A 17,153-nucleotide genomic window follows, 5' to 3' on the forward strand; every position below is an offset into this window, starting at 1 on the left:
ACAGCGTGGCACACGCGCCGGACTGGGGACTGGGGCGGGGCCGAGGCACGGGCACGCTCACCGTGCCGCTGCCCGCCGACACCGACGTGGCCGAGTGGGGTTGGCGGGCGGCGCTCGCCACCACCGTGCGCGCCTACGACGGCGAGCACACCGCCGAGCCGACCACCTCGGTCGGCCTCGGCGACGGCTTCCCGCTGGCCATCACGGTGGCCGACGGTGAGCTGCGCGCCGTCTACCGGCGGGAGCACTTCGCGCCCGAGATCGTCGAGCAGTTCACCCGGCACCTGATGTCCGTGCACCGCACCGGCGTGCTGCTGGACGACGCCGAACGGGCCCGGATCGCGGAACTGGGCCGTCCCGGCGTCGAGCTGGTCACCACGCCCACCACGATCCACGAAGCGTTCGCGCAGGTGGCGGCGGAACGGCCGGACGCCATCGCGTTGTGCGACAACGAAGTCCGGCTCACCTACCGGGAGCTGGACGAGCGGGCCGACCGGGTCGCGGGCGGGCTGCGGGCGCTGGGCGTGCGCGCCGGCGACCACGTCGGCGTGTGCGTGGAGCGGTCGGCCGAGCTGGTGGTGACGCTGCTCGGCGTGCTCAAGGCGGGCGCGGTGTACGTGCCGACCGATCCGGCGTACCCGGCCGAACGGCTCGCGTACACGGCGGACGACGCGGGACTGCGCGTGGTCGTGACCAGGCTGCCGGAGTTCCCGCGCGGCGGCGGGATCACCGCGGTCACGCCGGACGAACTGGACGGCGGTTCGGCGGCGAGCGGTGCGGGCCCGGACGACCCGGCGTACATCATCTACACGTCCGGGTCCACGGGACGGCCCAAGGGTGTCGTCGTCCCGCACCGCAACGTGATCAGCCTGGTCGACGCGACCCGCGACGAGTACGGCCTGGGCCACGACGACGTGTGGACGTTGTTCCACTCCAGCGCGTTCGACTTCTCGGTGTGGGAGATTTGGGTCTGCCTGCTCACCGGCGGACGGCTGGTCGTGGTGCCCTACTTCGTCTCCCGCGAGCCGGACCGGTTCCACGAGCTGCTGGCCGCCGAACGCGTCACCGTGCTCAGCCAGACCCCGTCGGCGTTCGCGCAGCTGCTCGACGTGGACGCGGGCGCGTCAGCCGACCTGGCGGTGCGGCTGGTGGTGTTCGGCGGCGAGCCGCTGGACGCCCGGATGCTGCTGCCGTGGTTCGACCGGCACCCCCGCTGCCGGCTGGTGAACATGTTCGGCATCACCGAGACCACCGTGCACGTCACGCACCAGACGGTCACCCGCGACCTGGCCGAGGCCGCCACCAGGTCGGTCGGCCCGGCGCTGCCCGGCTGGCACCTCTACGTGCTCGACCCGGCCGGGCGGCTCGTGCCGCCCGGGGTGGCGGGCGAGATCCACGTCGGCGGCGCGGGCGTCGCCTCCCGCTACCTGAACCGGGACGACCTGACCGCACAGCGGTTCCTGCCCGACCCGTTCACCGGTGGCCGGATGTACCGCAGCGGCGACCTCGGCCGGTTGCGCCCGGACGGCGCGCTGGAACACCTGGGGCGCATCGACAGCCAGGTCAAGATCCGCGGTTTCCGCATCGAGCTGGACGAGATCCGCTCCGTGCTGCTGGAGGACCCGGACGTGCGGGCGGCGGCCGTGGTCGTGCGGCGGGAGGACCCGGACGACGCCGCGACCGCGCGCCTCGACGCGTACGTGGTGCTCACCGGCGGCGACCCGGCGAGCGTGCGCAAGCGGGCGGCGGGGATCCTGCCCGACTACATGGCGCCCGCCACGGTCACCGCGCTGGACGCGTTGCCGTTGACCACCAACGGCAAGCTGGACGCGGCCCGGCTGCCCGCGCCCGTGATCGCCACCGGCACCGACGACCCGCCCAGCGAGGGCTTGGCGGGCAGCCTGCGCGAGGTGTGGCGCGAGGCGCTGGGCGTGCCCGTCGGGCTGGACGACGACTTCTTCGAACTCGGCGGCAACTCGCTGGTGGCGGTGCGCATCGGCGCGGCGCTGCGGGCCCGCGGCCTGCCGTCGGTGCCGTTGCGCGAGCTGTACCGCAACCCGACCATCCGGGACGTGGTCGCGGTGCTGCGCCTCGCGGACAGGGGCAGGTGACTCCCGCTGAGCGGATCCACTGGGGGAAATGCGATGAGCCGGCCGGCGACGTCCGATGTCGACCTGCTCCGGGAGGCCGACCGCCCGGGCTTCACCGAGCACCTGCACGCGGGCGCGGTCCGCTGGGACCTCGTCCACCCGTTCCCGACCTCGGCGCGCGGCGACCGGGCGGCCCGTGAGGTCGTCGCCGTGCTGCGCGCGCTGGTCGACCCCGAGCAGGTCGACGTGACCAGGGAGCTGCCCGACGGCGTGCTCGCCGCGCTCGGCGCCCGCGGCTACCTCAACCTCGCGGGCGGTCCGGACACCGGCGGGCACGGCCTCGGGCACCGCGAGGTGTTCGACGTGGTCGAGGCGGCGGTGGCGTTCTGCCCGGCGGTCGGGCTGGCGATGGCGGTGGACAACGCGCTGGGCTTCAGCGCCTACCTGCCCGTGCTGCCCGACGGCCCGCTGCGCGAGTGGGTGCGCGACCGGGTGGCGGCGGGCGTGGTGTCGTGCACGGCCGACACCGAGCCGTCCGGCGCGCACAACAGCGGCCGGTCCACCACGGCGACACCGGTGACCGGCGGGTACCGGCTCGACGGCCGCAAGATCCACGTCGGCAACGCGCCGGCGGCGGGCGCGTTCGTGGTCACCGCGACGCTGGGCGACGAGCTGCGGCTGGTGTTCGTGGACGCGGCCACCCCCGGTGTCACGGTGACCGCGCGGCACGACTTCCTGGGCCTGGCCGGTTTCCCCAACGGCAGCGTGGAGCTCCAGGACGTGTTCGTGCCCGCCGAGCAGGTGCTGGTCGAGCCGAAGCACGCGGGACGGCTCACCCCGGTCTCCACCCGGCTGGTGGTGCTGGGCCGGATGCACCTGATCGCCGCGCCGTCGCTGGCGTTCGCCCGGCTCGCGTCGCGGTGCGCAGCGTCGTTCGTGAACCGGCGTGCCATCGACGGCCGCGCCCTGGGCGACTACCCGGAGATCCGGCGACAGCTCGCGGTGGCCGCGGCGGACGTGTTCGCCGTCGAGACCGTGGTGGAGTGGTCGCTGGCCGACCACGTGGCGGTGAACCCGCTCTACGAGCAGCTGGCGGCGAAGAACATCGCGTCGCTGGCGGCGTGGCGGGTGGTGGACCGGGCGTTGTCGGTCATGGCCGCGGAAGGGCTGGAGACGGCGGGCAGCAAGGCCGGTCGGGGCGCCGACGCGGCACCGCTGGAGCGGGTGTTCCGGGACGCGCGGGCCATGCGCGTGTCCGGCGGCGTCGACTTCCAGCTCGACAACTGGGCCGGGCGGCACCTGCTCACCGGGTACTACGAGGGCGCGGCGGTGCCCGACGTGGTGCCGGACTTCTCGGCGTTGACGCTGTCCCACCGCAACGCCGGGCACGCGCGGTTCGTCGCGGACCAGGCCCGCCGGCTGGCGTCGGCCTGCGCGGAGCTGACCGCCCGGTACCCGCGGGAGGAGCTGTTCGAGCGCGAGCGCACGGTGATCCTGCTCAGCCGGGTGGTGAACGAGCTGGTCGCGATGGCGCTGGTGCTGGCCCGCGCGTCCACCGAGGACCGCCAGGACCTGGCCGACGTGTTCTGCGCCTCGGCGTCGTCGCGGGTGCACGACGCGTGGCGCGAACTCGGCGCGGACGAGCCCGACTACGCCCGGATCGCCCTGGGCCTGCTGGCCGAGGTGGCGCCATGACCGTCCCCGAGCTGGTCGCCCGGCAGGTCGCCGCCCGCCCCGACGCGCCGGCCGTGGAGTCGGCGGCTGGTGTGCTCACCTACCGGTCGATGGACCGGCGGGCCACCGCGCTGGCCGCCCGGCTGCGGCCGTCGCTGCGCGGTGACGACCCGGTGGTGGCGGTGGTGCTGGGCCGGGGCGCGGACTTCGTGGTGGCGATGCTCGCCGCGTGGAAGGCCGGTGCGGCGTTCTGCCCGATCGACCCCGACGCGCCCGCGGACCGGGTGAGGTTCATCCTGGACGACCTCGGCGCGTGCCCGGTGGTGCGCGAGGTGCCGTCGGAGGAGGCGGACGGTGCGTTCACCGCACCGTCACCGTCGTCTCTGGCGTACGTGCTCTACACGTCCGGCACGACCGGCACGCCGAAGGGCGTCGAGGTCACGCACGCGAACCTGGCCAACCTGGTGACGTGGTGCGTGTCCTCGCTGGGATTGGCGCCCGACGACCGGGCGAGCCACCTGGGCAGCGTCGGGTTCGACGTGTCGCAGATCGAGGTGTGGCCCTACCTGGCGGCCGGTGCGTGCGTAGTGCCGCACGAGCCGCCGGTGGTGGCCGGGGACGTGCCGGGTTGGTTGCGCGAACGGCGGATCACCCGCGCCATGCTCGTCACGCCGTTGGCGGAGACGGTGTGGGCGCTGGGCGAGCCGTTGCCGTCGTTGCGCACGATGATGATCGGCGGCGCGGCACTGGCCCAGCCGCTGCCGTCGCTGCCCTACCCGGTGCACAACCTCTACGGGCCGACCGAGTGCACCGTCCTGGCCACGGCCCACGTGCTGTCCGCCGGCGACCGGAACGTCATCGGCCGACCGATCGACGGCGTCGACGTGGAGATCATCGACGGCGAGATCCACCTCCGCGGTGCGTGCGTGGCACGCGGGTACCGGGGGCGACCCACGTTGACGCGGCGAAGGTTCACCGCCGCCGGTTACCGCACCGGCGACCGCGGCCGGTGGCGGCCCGACGGCACGATCGAGTACCTCGGCCGGCTGGACCGGCAGGTCAAGGTCCGCGGGCACCGGATCGAACCCGGTGACGTCGAGGCACGGCTGTGCGCGGACCCGCTGGTGGCCAACGCGGTGGTGTGCGGCTCGTCCGACCGGCTGCTGGCCTACCTGGTCCCGCGACCCGGCGTGGTGCCGGACACCGCGGCCGTGCTGGACCGGCTCGCCGGGTGGGTCGCGGTGACGCCCGCCGTGGTGTGGCTGGACGAGTTCCCGTTGACCGCCAACGGGAAGGTGGACGTCACCGCGCTGCCGGAGCCCGCACGGACCGTCGAGTTCGTCGAACCGGTGGGTGATGTGGAACAGCGGATCGCCAAGGTGTGGTCGAGCGTGCTGAACGTCGACGCGGTCGGGTTGCACGACAACTTCTACGACCTGGGCGGCAACTCGCTGCTGCTGGCGACGTTGCGCGCGCGGTTGCAGGAGGAGCTCGGCACGCCGGTGTCGATGACGCTGCTGTTCGCCCGGCCGACCGTGGGCGAGCTGGCCAAGGCGCTGGACTCACCCGGTGACGTCGCGCCGGACGTGGACGACGCGGTGGCACGGGCGCGACGGGCGCGGGCGCGGAGGCGGGCGTGACCGGTGTGGAGCCGGACGACGGCATCGCGATCGTCGGGATGGCCTGCCGGTTCCCCGGCGCGGCCGACGTGCGCCGGTTCTGGGCGAACCTGCGGGCGGGCGTGGACACGATCTCGCGGTTCCCGTCCGACGGCACGCCCGATTACGTGCCCGCGCGGGGCGTGCTGCCCGGCGGTGAGGGGTTCGACTGGCCGTTCTTCGGCTACAGCCCCGGTGAGGCGGCCCGGATCGACCCGCAGCAGCGGGTGTTCCTGGAGTGCGCGTCGGTGGCGGTGGACGACGCGGGCCTCGACCCGGCCCGGTTCGACGGGCTCGTCGGGGTGTTCGCCGGGTGCGACGCGGCACCGTCGACCGACGCGCGGGCCGGTGACGACGCGACGGCCCGGGTCATCGGCGCGGACAAGGACTTCCTGGCCACGCGGGTGGCGTACAAGCTGGGGCTGCGCGGCCCGGCGCTGACCGTGCAGACGGCGTGCTCGACATCGCTGGTCGCGGTGCACCTGGCCGCGCAGAGCCTGCTGGACCACGAGTGCGACGCGGCTTTGGCCGGTGGGGTGTCGTTGGTGCTGCCGCAGGCGGTCGGCTACTCGTACCGGGAGGGCGACATCCTGTCGCGGGACGGGCGGTGCCGTCCGTTCGACGCGCTGGCCTCGGGGACGGTGCCCAGCGCGGGTGTCGGCGTGGTCGTGCTGCGCCGGTTGGCGGACGCGCTCGCGGCCGGTGACCACGTCGTCGCGGTGATCAAGGGTTCGGCGGTCAACAACGACGGCGGCGGCAAGATCGGCTACACCGCGCCGTCGGTGCCCGGCCAGGTGGCCGCGATCAGGATGGCGCACGCGCGGGCCGACGTGACGCCGGCCCAGGTCTCGTACGTGGAGGCGCACGGCACCGGCACCCCCGTGGGTGACCCGATCGAGGTGGCGGCGCTGGCGGAGGTGTTCCGCGGTGTGCCCGGACCGTGCCGGCTGGGCGCGGTGAAGTCCACCATCGGGCACACCGGTGCGGCGGCGGGCGTCGCCGGGCTGATCAAGACCGCGCTGATGCTGGCGCACCGGGAACTCGTGCCGACCGCGCACTTCACCCGGCCCGACCCGGAGCTGGGGCTGGCCGGGACACCGTTCGAGATCGCGGTGCGGCACGAGCCGTGGTCCGGGCCGCTGTGCGCCGGGGTGAGCTCGTTCGGCATCGGCGGCACGAACGCGCACGTGGTGCTCGGGGCCGCGCCCCCGGTGGCTTCCCCCGGGCGTGGGGCCGGTGCCGGGGTGCTGCTCGTGTCGGCGGCCAGTCCCGCGGCGTTGGCCGCTCTGCGTGGTGATCTGGCCGGTGCGGTGTCGGACGTTGTCGCGGCGGAACGGACGTTGGCGGCGCGACGCCGGTTCCGGTACCGGGCGGCGCACGTCGTGGCGGATCCCGCTTCGGCCGCTGAGGCGTTGCGGGCACCCGTTCCGGCGGTCGAGGCTCCGGAACGGCCGCGGGTGGCGTTCCTGTTCCCCGGCCAGGGCGCGTTGCGGCGGGGGATCGGCCGGACGGCGTACGAGCGGCTGCCGGAGTTCCGGCGGGTGTTCGAGGAGTCCACAGTGGACCTGACGCCATTGCTGTCCGCTGAGGTCGACCCGGAGTGGTTGCGGGACACCGAGGTGCAGCAGGTGGCGTTGTTCGTGCTCGGGTACGGGTTGGCGGCGCAGTTGCGGGCGTGGGGCGTCACACCGGTGGCGATGCTGGGCAACAGCGTGGGGGAGTACGTCGCGGCGACGGTGGCGGGCCTGTGGACGTTCTCGGACGCGTTGGCGCTGGTCGCGGCCCGTGGCCGGGCAATGCGGGACGCGCCCGCCGGGCGGATGCTCGCGGTCTTCGGCGCCGAGGTCCCGGTCGGCCCCGGCCTCGTGGTCGCGGTGCGGTCACCCGGCCAGGTGGTGGTGTCCGGCGAGGTCCAGGCCGTCGCGGAGCTGGAGGAGGACTTGCGGCGGCGGGACGTCGCGTGCCGGGTGCTGGACACCGCCGGGGCGTTCCACTCGCCGCTGATGGAGGGCGCGGCGGCGCGGTTGCGTTCAGCGCTGGCGGCTACGCCGACCTCGCGCCCGCGCCTGCCGTTCGTGTCGAACGTGACCGGTGGCCTGGCCGACCCGGACGAGGTGAGGTCGCCGGAGTACTGGGTGCGGCACCTGTGCGCACCCGTGCGGCTGGACCTCGGGGTGTCGGCGTTGGCGGGTGGTGCGGTGTCGGTCGAGCTCGGGCCGGGGACGTCGATGACCCGGATGGTGCCCGGCGCGATCCCCGTGCTGGGACGTGAACCGGACGACGTGCTGCACGCCTTGGGGCGGTTGTGGGAGCAGGGCGTTGACGTGACGTGGGCCGACACCGGCGCCCGCAAGGTGCCGCTGCCACCGCACCCCCTGACCCCCGCGCCGATGGCCGCCCCGGTCGACCTGCCGGGCGGTCTGCGGTGGCCCGAGCCGGTGCCGTCGTTGGCGACGCGGCCGGACCTGCGTGCGCGCCTGGGCACCTACTGCCTGGGACTCCTGGGTCGGTTCCTGCTGGACCACTCCTCGGCTGACGGAGCCCTGCCCAGGCTGGCCTCCTTCGTGAGGCGGTCGTTGACCGACGAGGGCTGGCTGACCGACGACGGGTTCGCGGCCGACGTGGAGGAGCGCATCTCCCTCGCCCTGGCCGAACACGACCACCTCGGCGAGGTCGCCGGCCTGCGCGACCTGGTGCGCCACTGCGTCGAGTCCTACCCGGACGTGTTCGCCGGTCGCCGTGACCCGGTGTCGGTGCTGTTCCCGGACGGTGACGACGGTTTCGTGAGCGCGCACTACGCGGCGAACGACGTCGCCGTGAGCGATGCCGAGCCCTGCCTGGCGGCGCTGGCGACGGCGATCCGCTCCGGCCGGGTGCGCCGCGTGCTGGAGGTGGGCGCCGGCCGTGGCGACTTCGCCGACCGCCTGCTGACCGACTCCCCGCACCCGATGTCGTACCACGTGACCGACGTGAGCCCGCTGCGCGTGCGCCAGGCCATGACCCGGCTCCAGCCACTGGCCGGACGGCACGACCTGCGCTTCTCGACCCTGGACATCACCAGCCCACCGAACGGCCTCGGCACGTACGACGTGATCGTCGCCCACAACGTCGTACACGTGGCCCCCAACATCCACCGCGCCCTCCGCGACCTGACCGGCCTGCTCACCCCGACCGGCTGGCTGGCCCTAATCGAAGTAACCCGCCCCGACCGCTGGAGCCACTTGGTCTGGGGCCTGGCACCCGGCTGGTGGACCTTCGCCGACGACCGAACCGACTCACCGCACCTGGACCAACCGACCTGGCTGACCACCCTGGCCACCGCGGGCCTGAACGCCACCGCCGCCACCGCCCCGGGCCACCCGGACCACACCGTCCTCCTGGCCACGAGAGCCGACCTGCCAACCACCCACCACCGCCCCCCGCCACCTCCACCAACCGAAATTGTCGGTCCCCCGTGGGAGAATGAAAGCAGGGGTCCCCTGGGCGAGGACCCCTGCGAAGCGATCCCGTCCGCCGGCACGGAGTCGCCGACAACTCGCCACCCGTCGCCCGCTGCGGCAGCAGTTCCCTCGGCGACGACCACCGCGCCGTCCATGGACGGTTCGGCGGCAACCTCGTCGGCGTCCGTCGCGTCACCGGTCCGGGCTTCGGCGGCGTTCCCAGGCACGTCCGCAGGCAAGGTTGCGTCGGCCGCCGCAGCGTCATCAGCAGACCTGGGCCGGTCGGCGAGCGCGCACCCATCCGCGATCGATCGTCCCGTGTCGGCGTCCGTCGCGTCATCGACCCGACCTTCGGCCGCGTTCTCAAGCGTGTCGGCTGTCGCAGGTGTGTCGGTTGCCGCAGCGTCATCAGCGGATCCGGGACTGTCGGCAAGCTCGGGCCCACCCGTAACCGATCGTCCCGTGTCCTCGGTGAACTCGTCGGTGAACTCGGCGACAGCCGGAATTGTCGTACCCCTCTGGGAGAATAAGAACAGGGGTCCCCTGGGCGAGGACCCCTGCGAAGCGAGCCTGTCGGCGGCGGATCTGTCGGCGGAGCTGGCGGCCATCTGGGGTGAGGTCCTCGGCGTCGGGCAAGTCCGGGACGCGGACGACTTCTACCGGCTCGGTGGCGAGTCGTTGATGCTGGTGCACCTGCTCGGCCGCGTCCGCGAACGGCTCGGGGTCCGGGTGTCGTTGACCGCGTTCTCGGCACGCGCCACGTTCGGGCGGCTGGTGGAGCTGGCCCACAGCGGGAAAGCGGAGCCGGTGCCGCTGAACGACGTCACCGACGGCGTCCCGCTGTACCTGGCCGCCCCCGGCGCGGGCAGTTCGGCGCCCTACCGCGCCCTGGCCGCCCTGCTCGACCGGCCCGTGCTCGGCCTCGACCCACCCGGCCCCCTGGGCACGGTCGAAGAGATCGCCGCCCACCACGTCGACCTGGTCCGCCGCCACCGACCCGAAGGCCCCTACCTGGTCGGCGGTTGGTCCATCGGTGTCACGGTCGCCCACGAGATGGCCCGCCTCCTGCCCGCGACCACCCTGATCGGCATCGACGGCCACGTGCCCGACACCTCCGGCAAGCCCCTGGGCGCCCTCCCCGACATCATCACCAGCGCCACCCGCCACTACGCCGAACGCGGCCGGCCCGAGGTCTACTACGCCAACATCCGCGCGATGCTCCGCTACACCCCCGGACCGGCACCCACGCGCGCCGCCCTCTTCCCGACGACCGGCACACCACCCATCGACGTCGCCCCGATGTACACCCACGTCGACATCCACCCCACCCCCGGCGACCACTGGACCGCCCTCGAACCGCCCCACGTCACCCACCTCGCCGCCGCCGTCCGCCGAGCGCTGAACGGAGCCCCGTGACCGTCCACGCGCTGGTCGAAGCCCAAACCCGACGCACCCCCGACGCCGTGGCGGTCGAAGGCACCTACCGCCTCACCTACGCCGAGCTCAACGACCGCGCCGACCGGCTGGCAGGCGCACTCCGCGCGAGAGGCGTCACCAAGGACACCCTCGTCGGCGTCCACCTCGACCGCCGACCCGACCTGGTCGTGGCACTGCTCGCCGTCCTCAAAGCCGGCGGCGCCTACCTGCCCCTCGACCCGCGCCACCCGGCCGAACGCCTCGAAGCGGTGAAAGTCGACGCCCGACCCGCCGTGATCATCGCCCGCGAACCCGGCCCGGACGTCGTCCTCCCCACCGACGAAGGCCCCCTCGGCACCACACCGGTCGACCCGACCGACCTCGCCTACGTGCTGCACACCTCCGGCTCGACCGGCCGCCCCAAAGGCGTCATGGTCGAACACCGCAACGTCGTCCACCTGGTCGAAGCCGTCCGCGAACCGTTCCGCCTCGGCCCGGGCACCCGCTTCCTCCAGTTCGCCGCGATGACCTTCGACGCCTCCGTCCTGGAGATCTTCGCCCCGCTCGCCGCCGGCGGCACGGTCGTCCTCGCCCCACCCGTGGACGGCCCCGACCTGGTGGACTTCCTGCGCGACCGCCGGATCACCACGCTGTTCCTCCCACCGTCACTGCTGTCCGTCCTGCCCGAAGCCGACCTGCCCGACCTGCGCGTGCTGTCCGTCGGTGGCGAGGCGTGCACGCGTGACGTCGCCGAACGGTGGGGCCGGGGCCGGGTCTTCCTCAACGGCTACGGCCCGACCGAGACCACCGTGTTCGCCACCCTCGGCGACACGCTCCGCCCCGACGGCCCACCGCCCATCGGCCGCGCGATCCGAGGCGTCGACACCTACGTCTTCCACGACTTCCGGCCGGCCGACGTGGGCGAGCTGTTCATCGGCGGCGCCGGGGTGGCCCGCGGCTACCTGAACCAGCCCGACCTCACCGCCGCGCGGTTCGTCGCCCACCCGGTGACCGGACAGCGCCTCTACCGCAGCGGCGACCTCGTGGGCGTCGCACCGGACGGCCAACTGGAGTTCCTGGGCCGCGTGGACGACCAGGTCCAGGTCCGCGGCCACCGCGTCGAGCCGCACGAGGTCGAGCACCACCTGGGCCTGCTGCCCGGCGTGCGGGACTGCGCGGTCGTCGTCCAAGGCCAAGCCGCCGACGCACGGCTGGTCGCGTTCGTCGTGGGCAACACCAGCGACCCGGCCGGCCTGCGCGACGCGATGAGCCGCAAGCTGCCGCACTACCTGGTCCCGTCGGTGGTCGTGCCGGTGCCCGCCCTGCCCCTCAACGCCCACGGCAAGGTAGACCGCCCCGCCCTGCGCGCCACGAGCATCGACCGAGCCGCCGAGGTGCCGTACGAAGAGCCGGTCGGCCCGATCGAAGCCCGGCTTGCCGACCTGTGGTCGACCGTGCTGGAAGTCCGGCCGATCGGGCGACACGACGGCTTCACCGCATCAGGCGGCACGTCCCTCATGGCGACCCGCCTCCTGGCCCGCATCCGCGACGAGTTCGCCGTGCACGTGTCGGTGCCGGAGTTCTTCGCCGCGCACACCGTCGCCGAACTCGCCCGCCTGGTCACCGACGGCCGCCGCGACGACCTGCCACCGCTGACCACCGGCGCCGCCCAGGACGAGGTCTCCGCCGGTCAACGCCGCCTGTGGTTCCTGACCCAGCTCGACGCCGCCGCGAACGCCGCCTACAACGTGCCCGCCGCGACCCGCCTGCGCGGACCGCTGGACGTCACCGCCCTCCGCGCCGCCCTCAACGCCGTCGTCGCCGACCACCCCGCGTTGCGCACCGGTTTCCACCTGCGCGACGGCGAACTGGTCGCCGAGGTGGTCGAGGCCGCCGAGGTCGCGCTGACCGTCGAGCACGGCACCGCCGACCTCGCGACCAAGGCAGCCGAACCGTTCGACCTGACCGTGCCGCCGCTGTGCCGGGCCACGCTGTTCCGGCTCGCCGAAGACGACCACGTGCTCCTCGTCGTCCTGCACCACCTGGTGTCGGACGGCTGGTCGCTGGACAACTTCGACCGCGCGCTCGCCGCCCACTACCAGGGCAACACGCCATCGCCACCGAAAGCCGGGTACGGCGACTACGTGCGCCGGCAGCGTCGACTGCCGGACCGCACCGCGCCCTGGCTCGCCGACGCCCCGCCGGTGCTGGACCTGCCGACCGACCGGCCACGCCCCGCCACCCAGCGCTACCGGGGCGGCCGGACCACCCGCACGGCGTCCGGCGACCTGCGCCGAGCCGTGCAACGCCTGGCCCGCGAGCACACCACCACGCCGTACGCGGTGCACCTGACGGCGCTCGGCGTTCTGCTGCACACCCTCACCGGACGACGTGACCTGCTCATCGGCTCACCCGCCGCCGGACGACCCGGCCCGGAACTCGAAGACGTCATCGGCTTCTTCGCCACCACGGTCGTCCTGCGCCTGACCCCGACACCCGGCGACACCTTCGCCGACCTCCTCCGCCGCACCGCCCGCACCGCGTTGACGGCCTTCGAACACCAGCACCTCCCGTTCGACCGCTTGGTGGACGCCCTGGTGCCGCACCGCGACCCCACACGTCCACCACTCGTCCAAGTCGTGCTGGCCTACCAAGGCCGACGGCGCACCGGACCGCGGCTGCCCGGCGTGACCGCCGAACCGCTGCCCGTCGACAACGGCACCGCGAAGTTCGACCTGCTCCTGGAGTTGGAAGAGGTCGGTGACGAGCTGTCCGTCACCGCCGAGTACAACACCGACCTGCTCGACCAGTCCACAGTAGACGACTGGCTCGACGCCTACCTCCGCGTGCTGGAACAGGCGACCGCCGACCCGCTGCTGCCGATCCGGGCGACCGAAACCCGTTGCCTGCACCAGGAGTTCGCCGCCACCGCCGCCCGCCACCCCGACCGGATCGCGGTCACCGACGGCGTGCGCGACCTCACCTACGCCGAGCTGGACCGTGCGGCGAACCGCCTCGCGCACCGGCTCGTCGGCGCGGGACCGCTGATCGGCGTGTGCGCCGAACGGGGCGCTGACCTGGTGGTGGCCGTGCTGGCGGTGCTCAAGGCAGGTTCGGCCTACCTGCCGCTGGACCCCGAGCACCCACCCGCACGACTGCGCGCCGTGCTGGCCGACGCCGGCTGTGACGTCGTGGTCGGTCACGACCGGTTCCGCGACCTGGCCGCGACGTTCATCCCGGTGGACGCGGCGGACGGCCCGGTGGACGCGGCGGACGGCCCGGACGACGCGCCCGACGTGCCGCCCGGCGAGGTCGCCTACGTCATCTTCACCTCCGGCTCCACCGGCCGACCCAAGGGCGTCGTGGTGCCGCACCGGGCGGTCGGCAGGCTGTTCCACGTCACCAGGCCGGGGTTCGCGTTCGGCCCGCACGACGTGTGGACGCTGTTCCACTCCGCCGCGTTCGACTTCTCCGTGTGGGAGATGTGGGGAGCGCTCCTGCACGGCGCACGGCTGGTGATCGTGCCACGGGCCACCGCACGCGACCCGGAGGCGTTCTTCGAGCTCCTGCTCGCCGAACGCGTCACCGTGCTCAACCAGACGCCGACCGCGTTCCGCCAGCTCGTCGGCGCCGCCGCGGCCGCCGGCTTCCCGGCCACGTCGCTGCGGCTGGTCGTGTTCGGCGGCGAGGAGCTGAACCCGGCCGCGCTGCGCCCCTGGTTCGACCACTACGGCGACACCACGCCACGCCTGGTCAACATGTACGGGATCACCGAAACCACCGTGCACGTCACCGCGCGCACGATGACCCGCGCCGACAGCCCGGCCACCAGCCCCATCGGCCGCCCGCTCGCCGACCTGGACGTGCACGTGCTCGACGACGAACTGCGGCCCGCCACCGACGGCGAGCTGTACGTGGGCGGACCGGGCGTGGCGCTGGGTTACCTGAACCGGCCGGACCTCACCGCCACCCGGTTCGTGCCCAACCCGTTCGGACCCGGTGTCCTCTACCGCACCGGTGACTACGCGACCCGGCTGCCCAACGGCGAGCTGCTGTACCGGGGACGGCGGGACGCGCAGGTCCAGTTCCGCGGCCACCGGGTGGAGTTGGGCGAGATCGAAGCCGCCTTACTGGACCAGCCCGGGGTGGCCGAGGCCGCGGTCGTGGTGCGGGAGCAGGCCGGGGAACAGCAGCTCGTCGCCTACGTGGTGGGCGCGTCGGTGGACCGGGACCGGCTGGCCGAACGGCTGCCCGGCTACCTGGTGCCCTCGCTGCTCGTGCGGCTCGACGCCCTGCCCGTGACGGTGAACGGCAAGCTCGACCGGGCCGCCCTGCCCTCGCCCGCGCCGACACCGGCCCGCGCCGCGCTGACCCCGGACGAGCAGCGGCTGGCCGACGTGTGGTCGCAAGTCCTGGGCGTGACCGGCATCGGGCCCGACGACAGCTTCTTCGGCCTGGGCGGCGACTCGATGCTCGCGGTGCGGGCGGTCGCGGCGGCACGTGCGGCCGGGGTGCCGCTGGACGTCGCGCGGCTCTACCGGTCGCCGGTGCTGTCCGACCTGGCCCGGTCCGCCGAACCCGTCGCCTGGCGAGCTCCCGCTGTGGTGCGCGACGACGTCTACCCGGTGTCCGCCATGCAGTACGGGATCCTGCTGGAGTGCCTGGCCAGTGGTGACCCGACGCTGTACCACGACCTGGCGAGCGTGCGGGTGGCCGGAACGCTCGACCTCACCGCGTTGCGGCGCGCGTTGGACGAGCTGAGCGCGAGGCACGACGTGTTGCGCACGTCGTTCGACCTGGACGAGGCCACACAGGTGGTGCACCCGGTGGCGGAGATCCCGCTGGAGGTGCGGGCGGACGAAGACGTGCGGCAGTGGTGGCGCGCGCAGTGGGAGGAACCGTTCGACCTGACCCGCGCGCCGCTGGCCCGCTGCCACGTGCACGACGGCAGTGACGGCACGTTCCGGCTGTCCGTGTCGGTGCACCACTCGGTCGTCGACGGGTGGAGCTTCGCCACGTTGATGACGGACCTGCTGCTGGCCTACGACCGGGCGTCGGGCGCGGACACGGCGCCGTTGCCCGAGCCGCCGTCGTTCCGGTTCCGGGACTTCATCGCGTCGGAGGACTCTTCGGACATATCGGCGGCCTACTGGCGCTCGGTGGTCGGCGAGGCCGTGCCGGGACTGCCGTTCGGGTCGGCGGGGGAGCCGGGGACCGAGCCGGACGTGCGGCTGCCCATCCCGGCTGCGGTCGACGCGAGCGTGCGGCGGCTCGCGGCCCGGCTCGGTGTGCCGCCGAAGAGCGTGTACCTGGCCGCGCACGTGTCCGCTCTGGCCAAGCTGACCGGTTCCACCGAGGTCGTCACCGGGCTCGTCGTGTCGGGACGGCCCGCGGTGGACGGTGTCGAGCGGCTGCTGGGGCTGTTCCTGAACTGCGTGCCGGTGCGCGCCGCCGTGACCGACCTGGAGTCCTTGGCGCGCATCGTCTTCGACGCCGAACGCGCGCACCAGCCCCACCTGCGGTACCCGCTCGCCCGGCTCACCGCGGACCTCGGCCGGCCACCGTTCGACGCGGTGTTCAACTACACCGACTTCCACGTGCTCGCCGACCTCGACCGGTTGACCGGCGTGCGCGTGCTGGACTGGTGGTTCTCCGACCGCACCGACTTCCCGGTGACCGTCGAGATCGTCCGGACGCCGAAGCCGGAACTCGCCGTGCGCGCGCACGACCCGGACATCGCCGCGGAACTCGCCGATCTGGTCATGTCCGCGATGTACGACCTTCGCTAACGTCACCACCGTAGCGACCGACCTGGGGAGGAAACCCGCCATGGAATACCGCACTATCGGCCAGGACCCGAAGACGCGCCGGGAGGTGAGCGTGCTCGCCCTCGGCGCGATGCTGATGGGCACGGCCACCGACGAGGAGACGTCGTTCGCGATCCTCGACCGGTACGTCGAGGCGGGTGGCACGTTCATCGACACGTCGAACAACTACGCGTTCTGGTACAACGCCAGCCAGGGCGGGGAGAGCGAGGCGGTGCTGGGCCGGTGGCGGCGCAGCCGGGGCATCGGCTCCGAGGTGGTGATCGCCACCAAGCTGGGCGGCCGGCCGAACGCGACCGGGCTGGCGTTCGCGGACACGGCGAAGTCGGAGAACGTGGAGGGCCTGTCCGCCAAGGTGATCCGCGAGTCCGCCGAGCGCAGCCGTGAGACGTTGGGGGTGGACAAGCTCGACCTGCTCTACGCCCACGTGGAAGACCCGGTGGCGCCGTTGCAGGAGACGGTGGAGGGGTTCGCCGAGCTGGTCTCCGAGGGCACCGTGGGGCTGCTGGGCGTGAGCAACCACTGGTCGTGGCGGGTCGAGCGGGCCCGAGCCCTCGCCGCCGCCGCCGGCCTGCCGGGTTACGAAGTGCTGCAGTACCACCACAGCTACCTGCGCGCGCGCACCGACCGGCCGGGCAGGCGTTCGCAGGACGGCAACCAGGGCGTGGTGAGCGGCGACCTGCTCGCGTACCTGCGCGCCGAGCCGAGCCTGACCCTGGTCGCCTACTCGCCACTGCTGGCGGGCGGCTACGTGCGCGACGACAAGCCGCTCGGCCCGGACCACGACCACGCCGGCACCGCGACCCGCCTCGCCGCCGTGCGCGAGGTGGCCGCCGAGACGGGTGCCACCGTCAACCAGGTCGTGCTGTCCTGGCTGATCGGCGGCGAGATCCCGGTGATCCCCCTGGTGGGCGCCTCCTCCGTCGCCCAGCTGAACGAAAGCCTGGCCGCCGTCGACCTGCACCTGACCACCGACCAACGCGCACGCCTCGATTCCGCCTACTAGTAGATTGTCGCGGCTAATTCTTGGGGTATAGGTGGCGGAGTTTG

6 protein-coding genes are annotated in these 17,153 nt (G+C 73.5%); all 6 read left to right on the plus strand.

Going from position 1 to position 17,153, the window contains the following annotated elements; all coding sequences use genetic code 11:
• The first annotated feature begins 5 nt into the window (after positions 1-5).
• Genes A6A25_RS21505 through A6A25_RS21530 form a run of 6 tightly spaced genes read left to right on the plus strand, consistent with a single transcriptional unit; the run spans position 6 to position 17,109 of the window.
• Positions 6-2,111 carry a non-ribosomal peptide synthetase gene (locus A6A25_RS21505; RefSeq protein WP_083668532.1) on the plus strand — a complete coding sequence of 702 codons (2,106 nt, stop codon included), beginning with the start codon at positions 6-8 and terminating at the stop codon, positions 2,109-2,111.
• Between the two features lie 33 nt (positions 2,112-2,144).
• Positions 2,145-3,785, plus strand: a complete 1,641-nt coding sequence (locus A6A25_RS44175; RefSeq protein WP_073892659.1) for an acyl-CoA dehydrogenase family protein — start codon at positions 2,145-2,147, stop codon at positions 3,783-3,785.
• Positions 3,782-5,404 (plus strand): non-ribosomal peptide synthetase, encoded by a 1,623-nt coding sequence (locus A6A25_RS21515; RefSeq protein ID WP_073892661.1) that lies wholly within the window; start codon positions 3,782-3,784, stop codon positions 5,402-5,404. The genes A6A25_RS44175 and A6A25_RS21515 overlap by 4 nt, the downstream gene beginning before the upstream one ends.
• The gene (locus tag A6A25_RS21520) at positions 5,401-10,278 is read left to right on the plus strand and encodes a type I polyketide synthase (RefSeq protein ID WP_073892663.1); all 4,878 of its coding nucleotides are present in this window, start codon (positions 5,401-5,403) and stop codon (positions 10,276-10,278) included. Before A6A25_RS21515 ends, A6A25_RS21520 begins: the two co-directional genes overlap by 4 nt.
• On the plus strand, positions 10,275-16,067 hold the full coding sequence (locus A6A25_RS21525; RefSeq protein ID WP_073892665.1) for a non-ribosomal peptide synthetase: 5,793 nt from the start codon (positions 10,275-10,277) through the stop codon (positions 16,065-16,067). The genes A6A25_RS21520 and A6A25_RS21525 overlap by 4 nt, the downstream gene beginning before the upstream one ends.
• 40 nt (positions 16,068-16,107) lie before the next feature.
• On the plus strand, positions 16,108-17,109 hold the full coding sequence (locus A6A25_RS21530; protein WP_073892667.1) for an aldo/keto reductase: 1,002 nt from the start codon (positions 16,108-16,110) through the stop codon (positions 17,107-17,109).
• Positions 17,110-17,153 lie beyond the last annotated feature (44 nt).

The organism is Saccharothrix sp. CB00851, from assembly GCF_001905065.1.
GTDB lineage: Bacteria > Actinomycetota > Actinomycetes > Mycobacteriales > Pseudonocardiaceae > Actinosynnema.

Coding starts and splice junctions, on each gene's coding strand:
- A6A25_RS44175 (WP_073892659.1), top strand. CDS start 2,145: ATGAGCCGGCCGGCGACGTCCGATGTCGACCTGCTCCGGGAGGCCGAC.
- A6A25_RS21515 (WP_073892661.1), top strand. CDS start 3,782: ATGACCGTCCCCGAGCTGGTCGCCCGGCAGGTCGCCGCCCGCCCCGAC.
- A6A25_RS21530 (WP_073892667.1), top strand. CDS start 16,108: ATGGAATACCGCACTATCGGCCAGGACCCGAAGACGCGCCGGGAGGTG.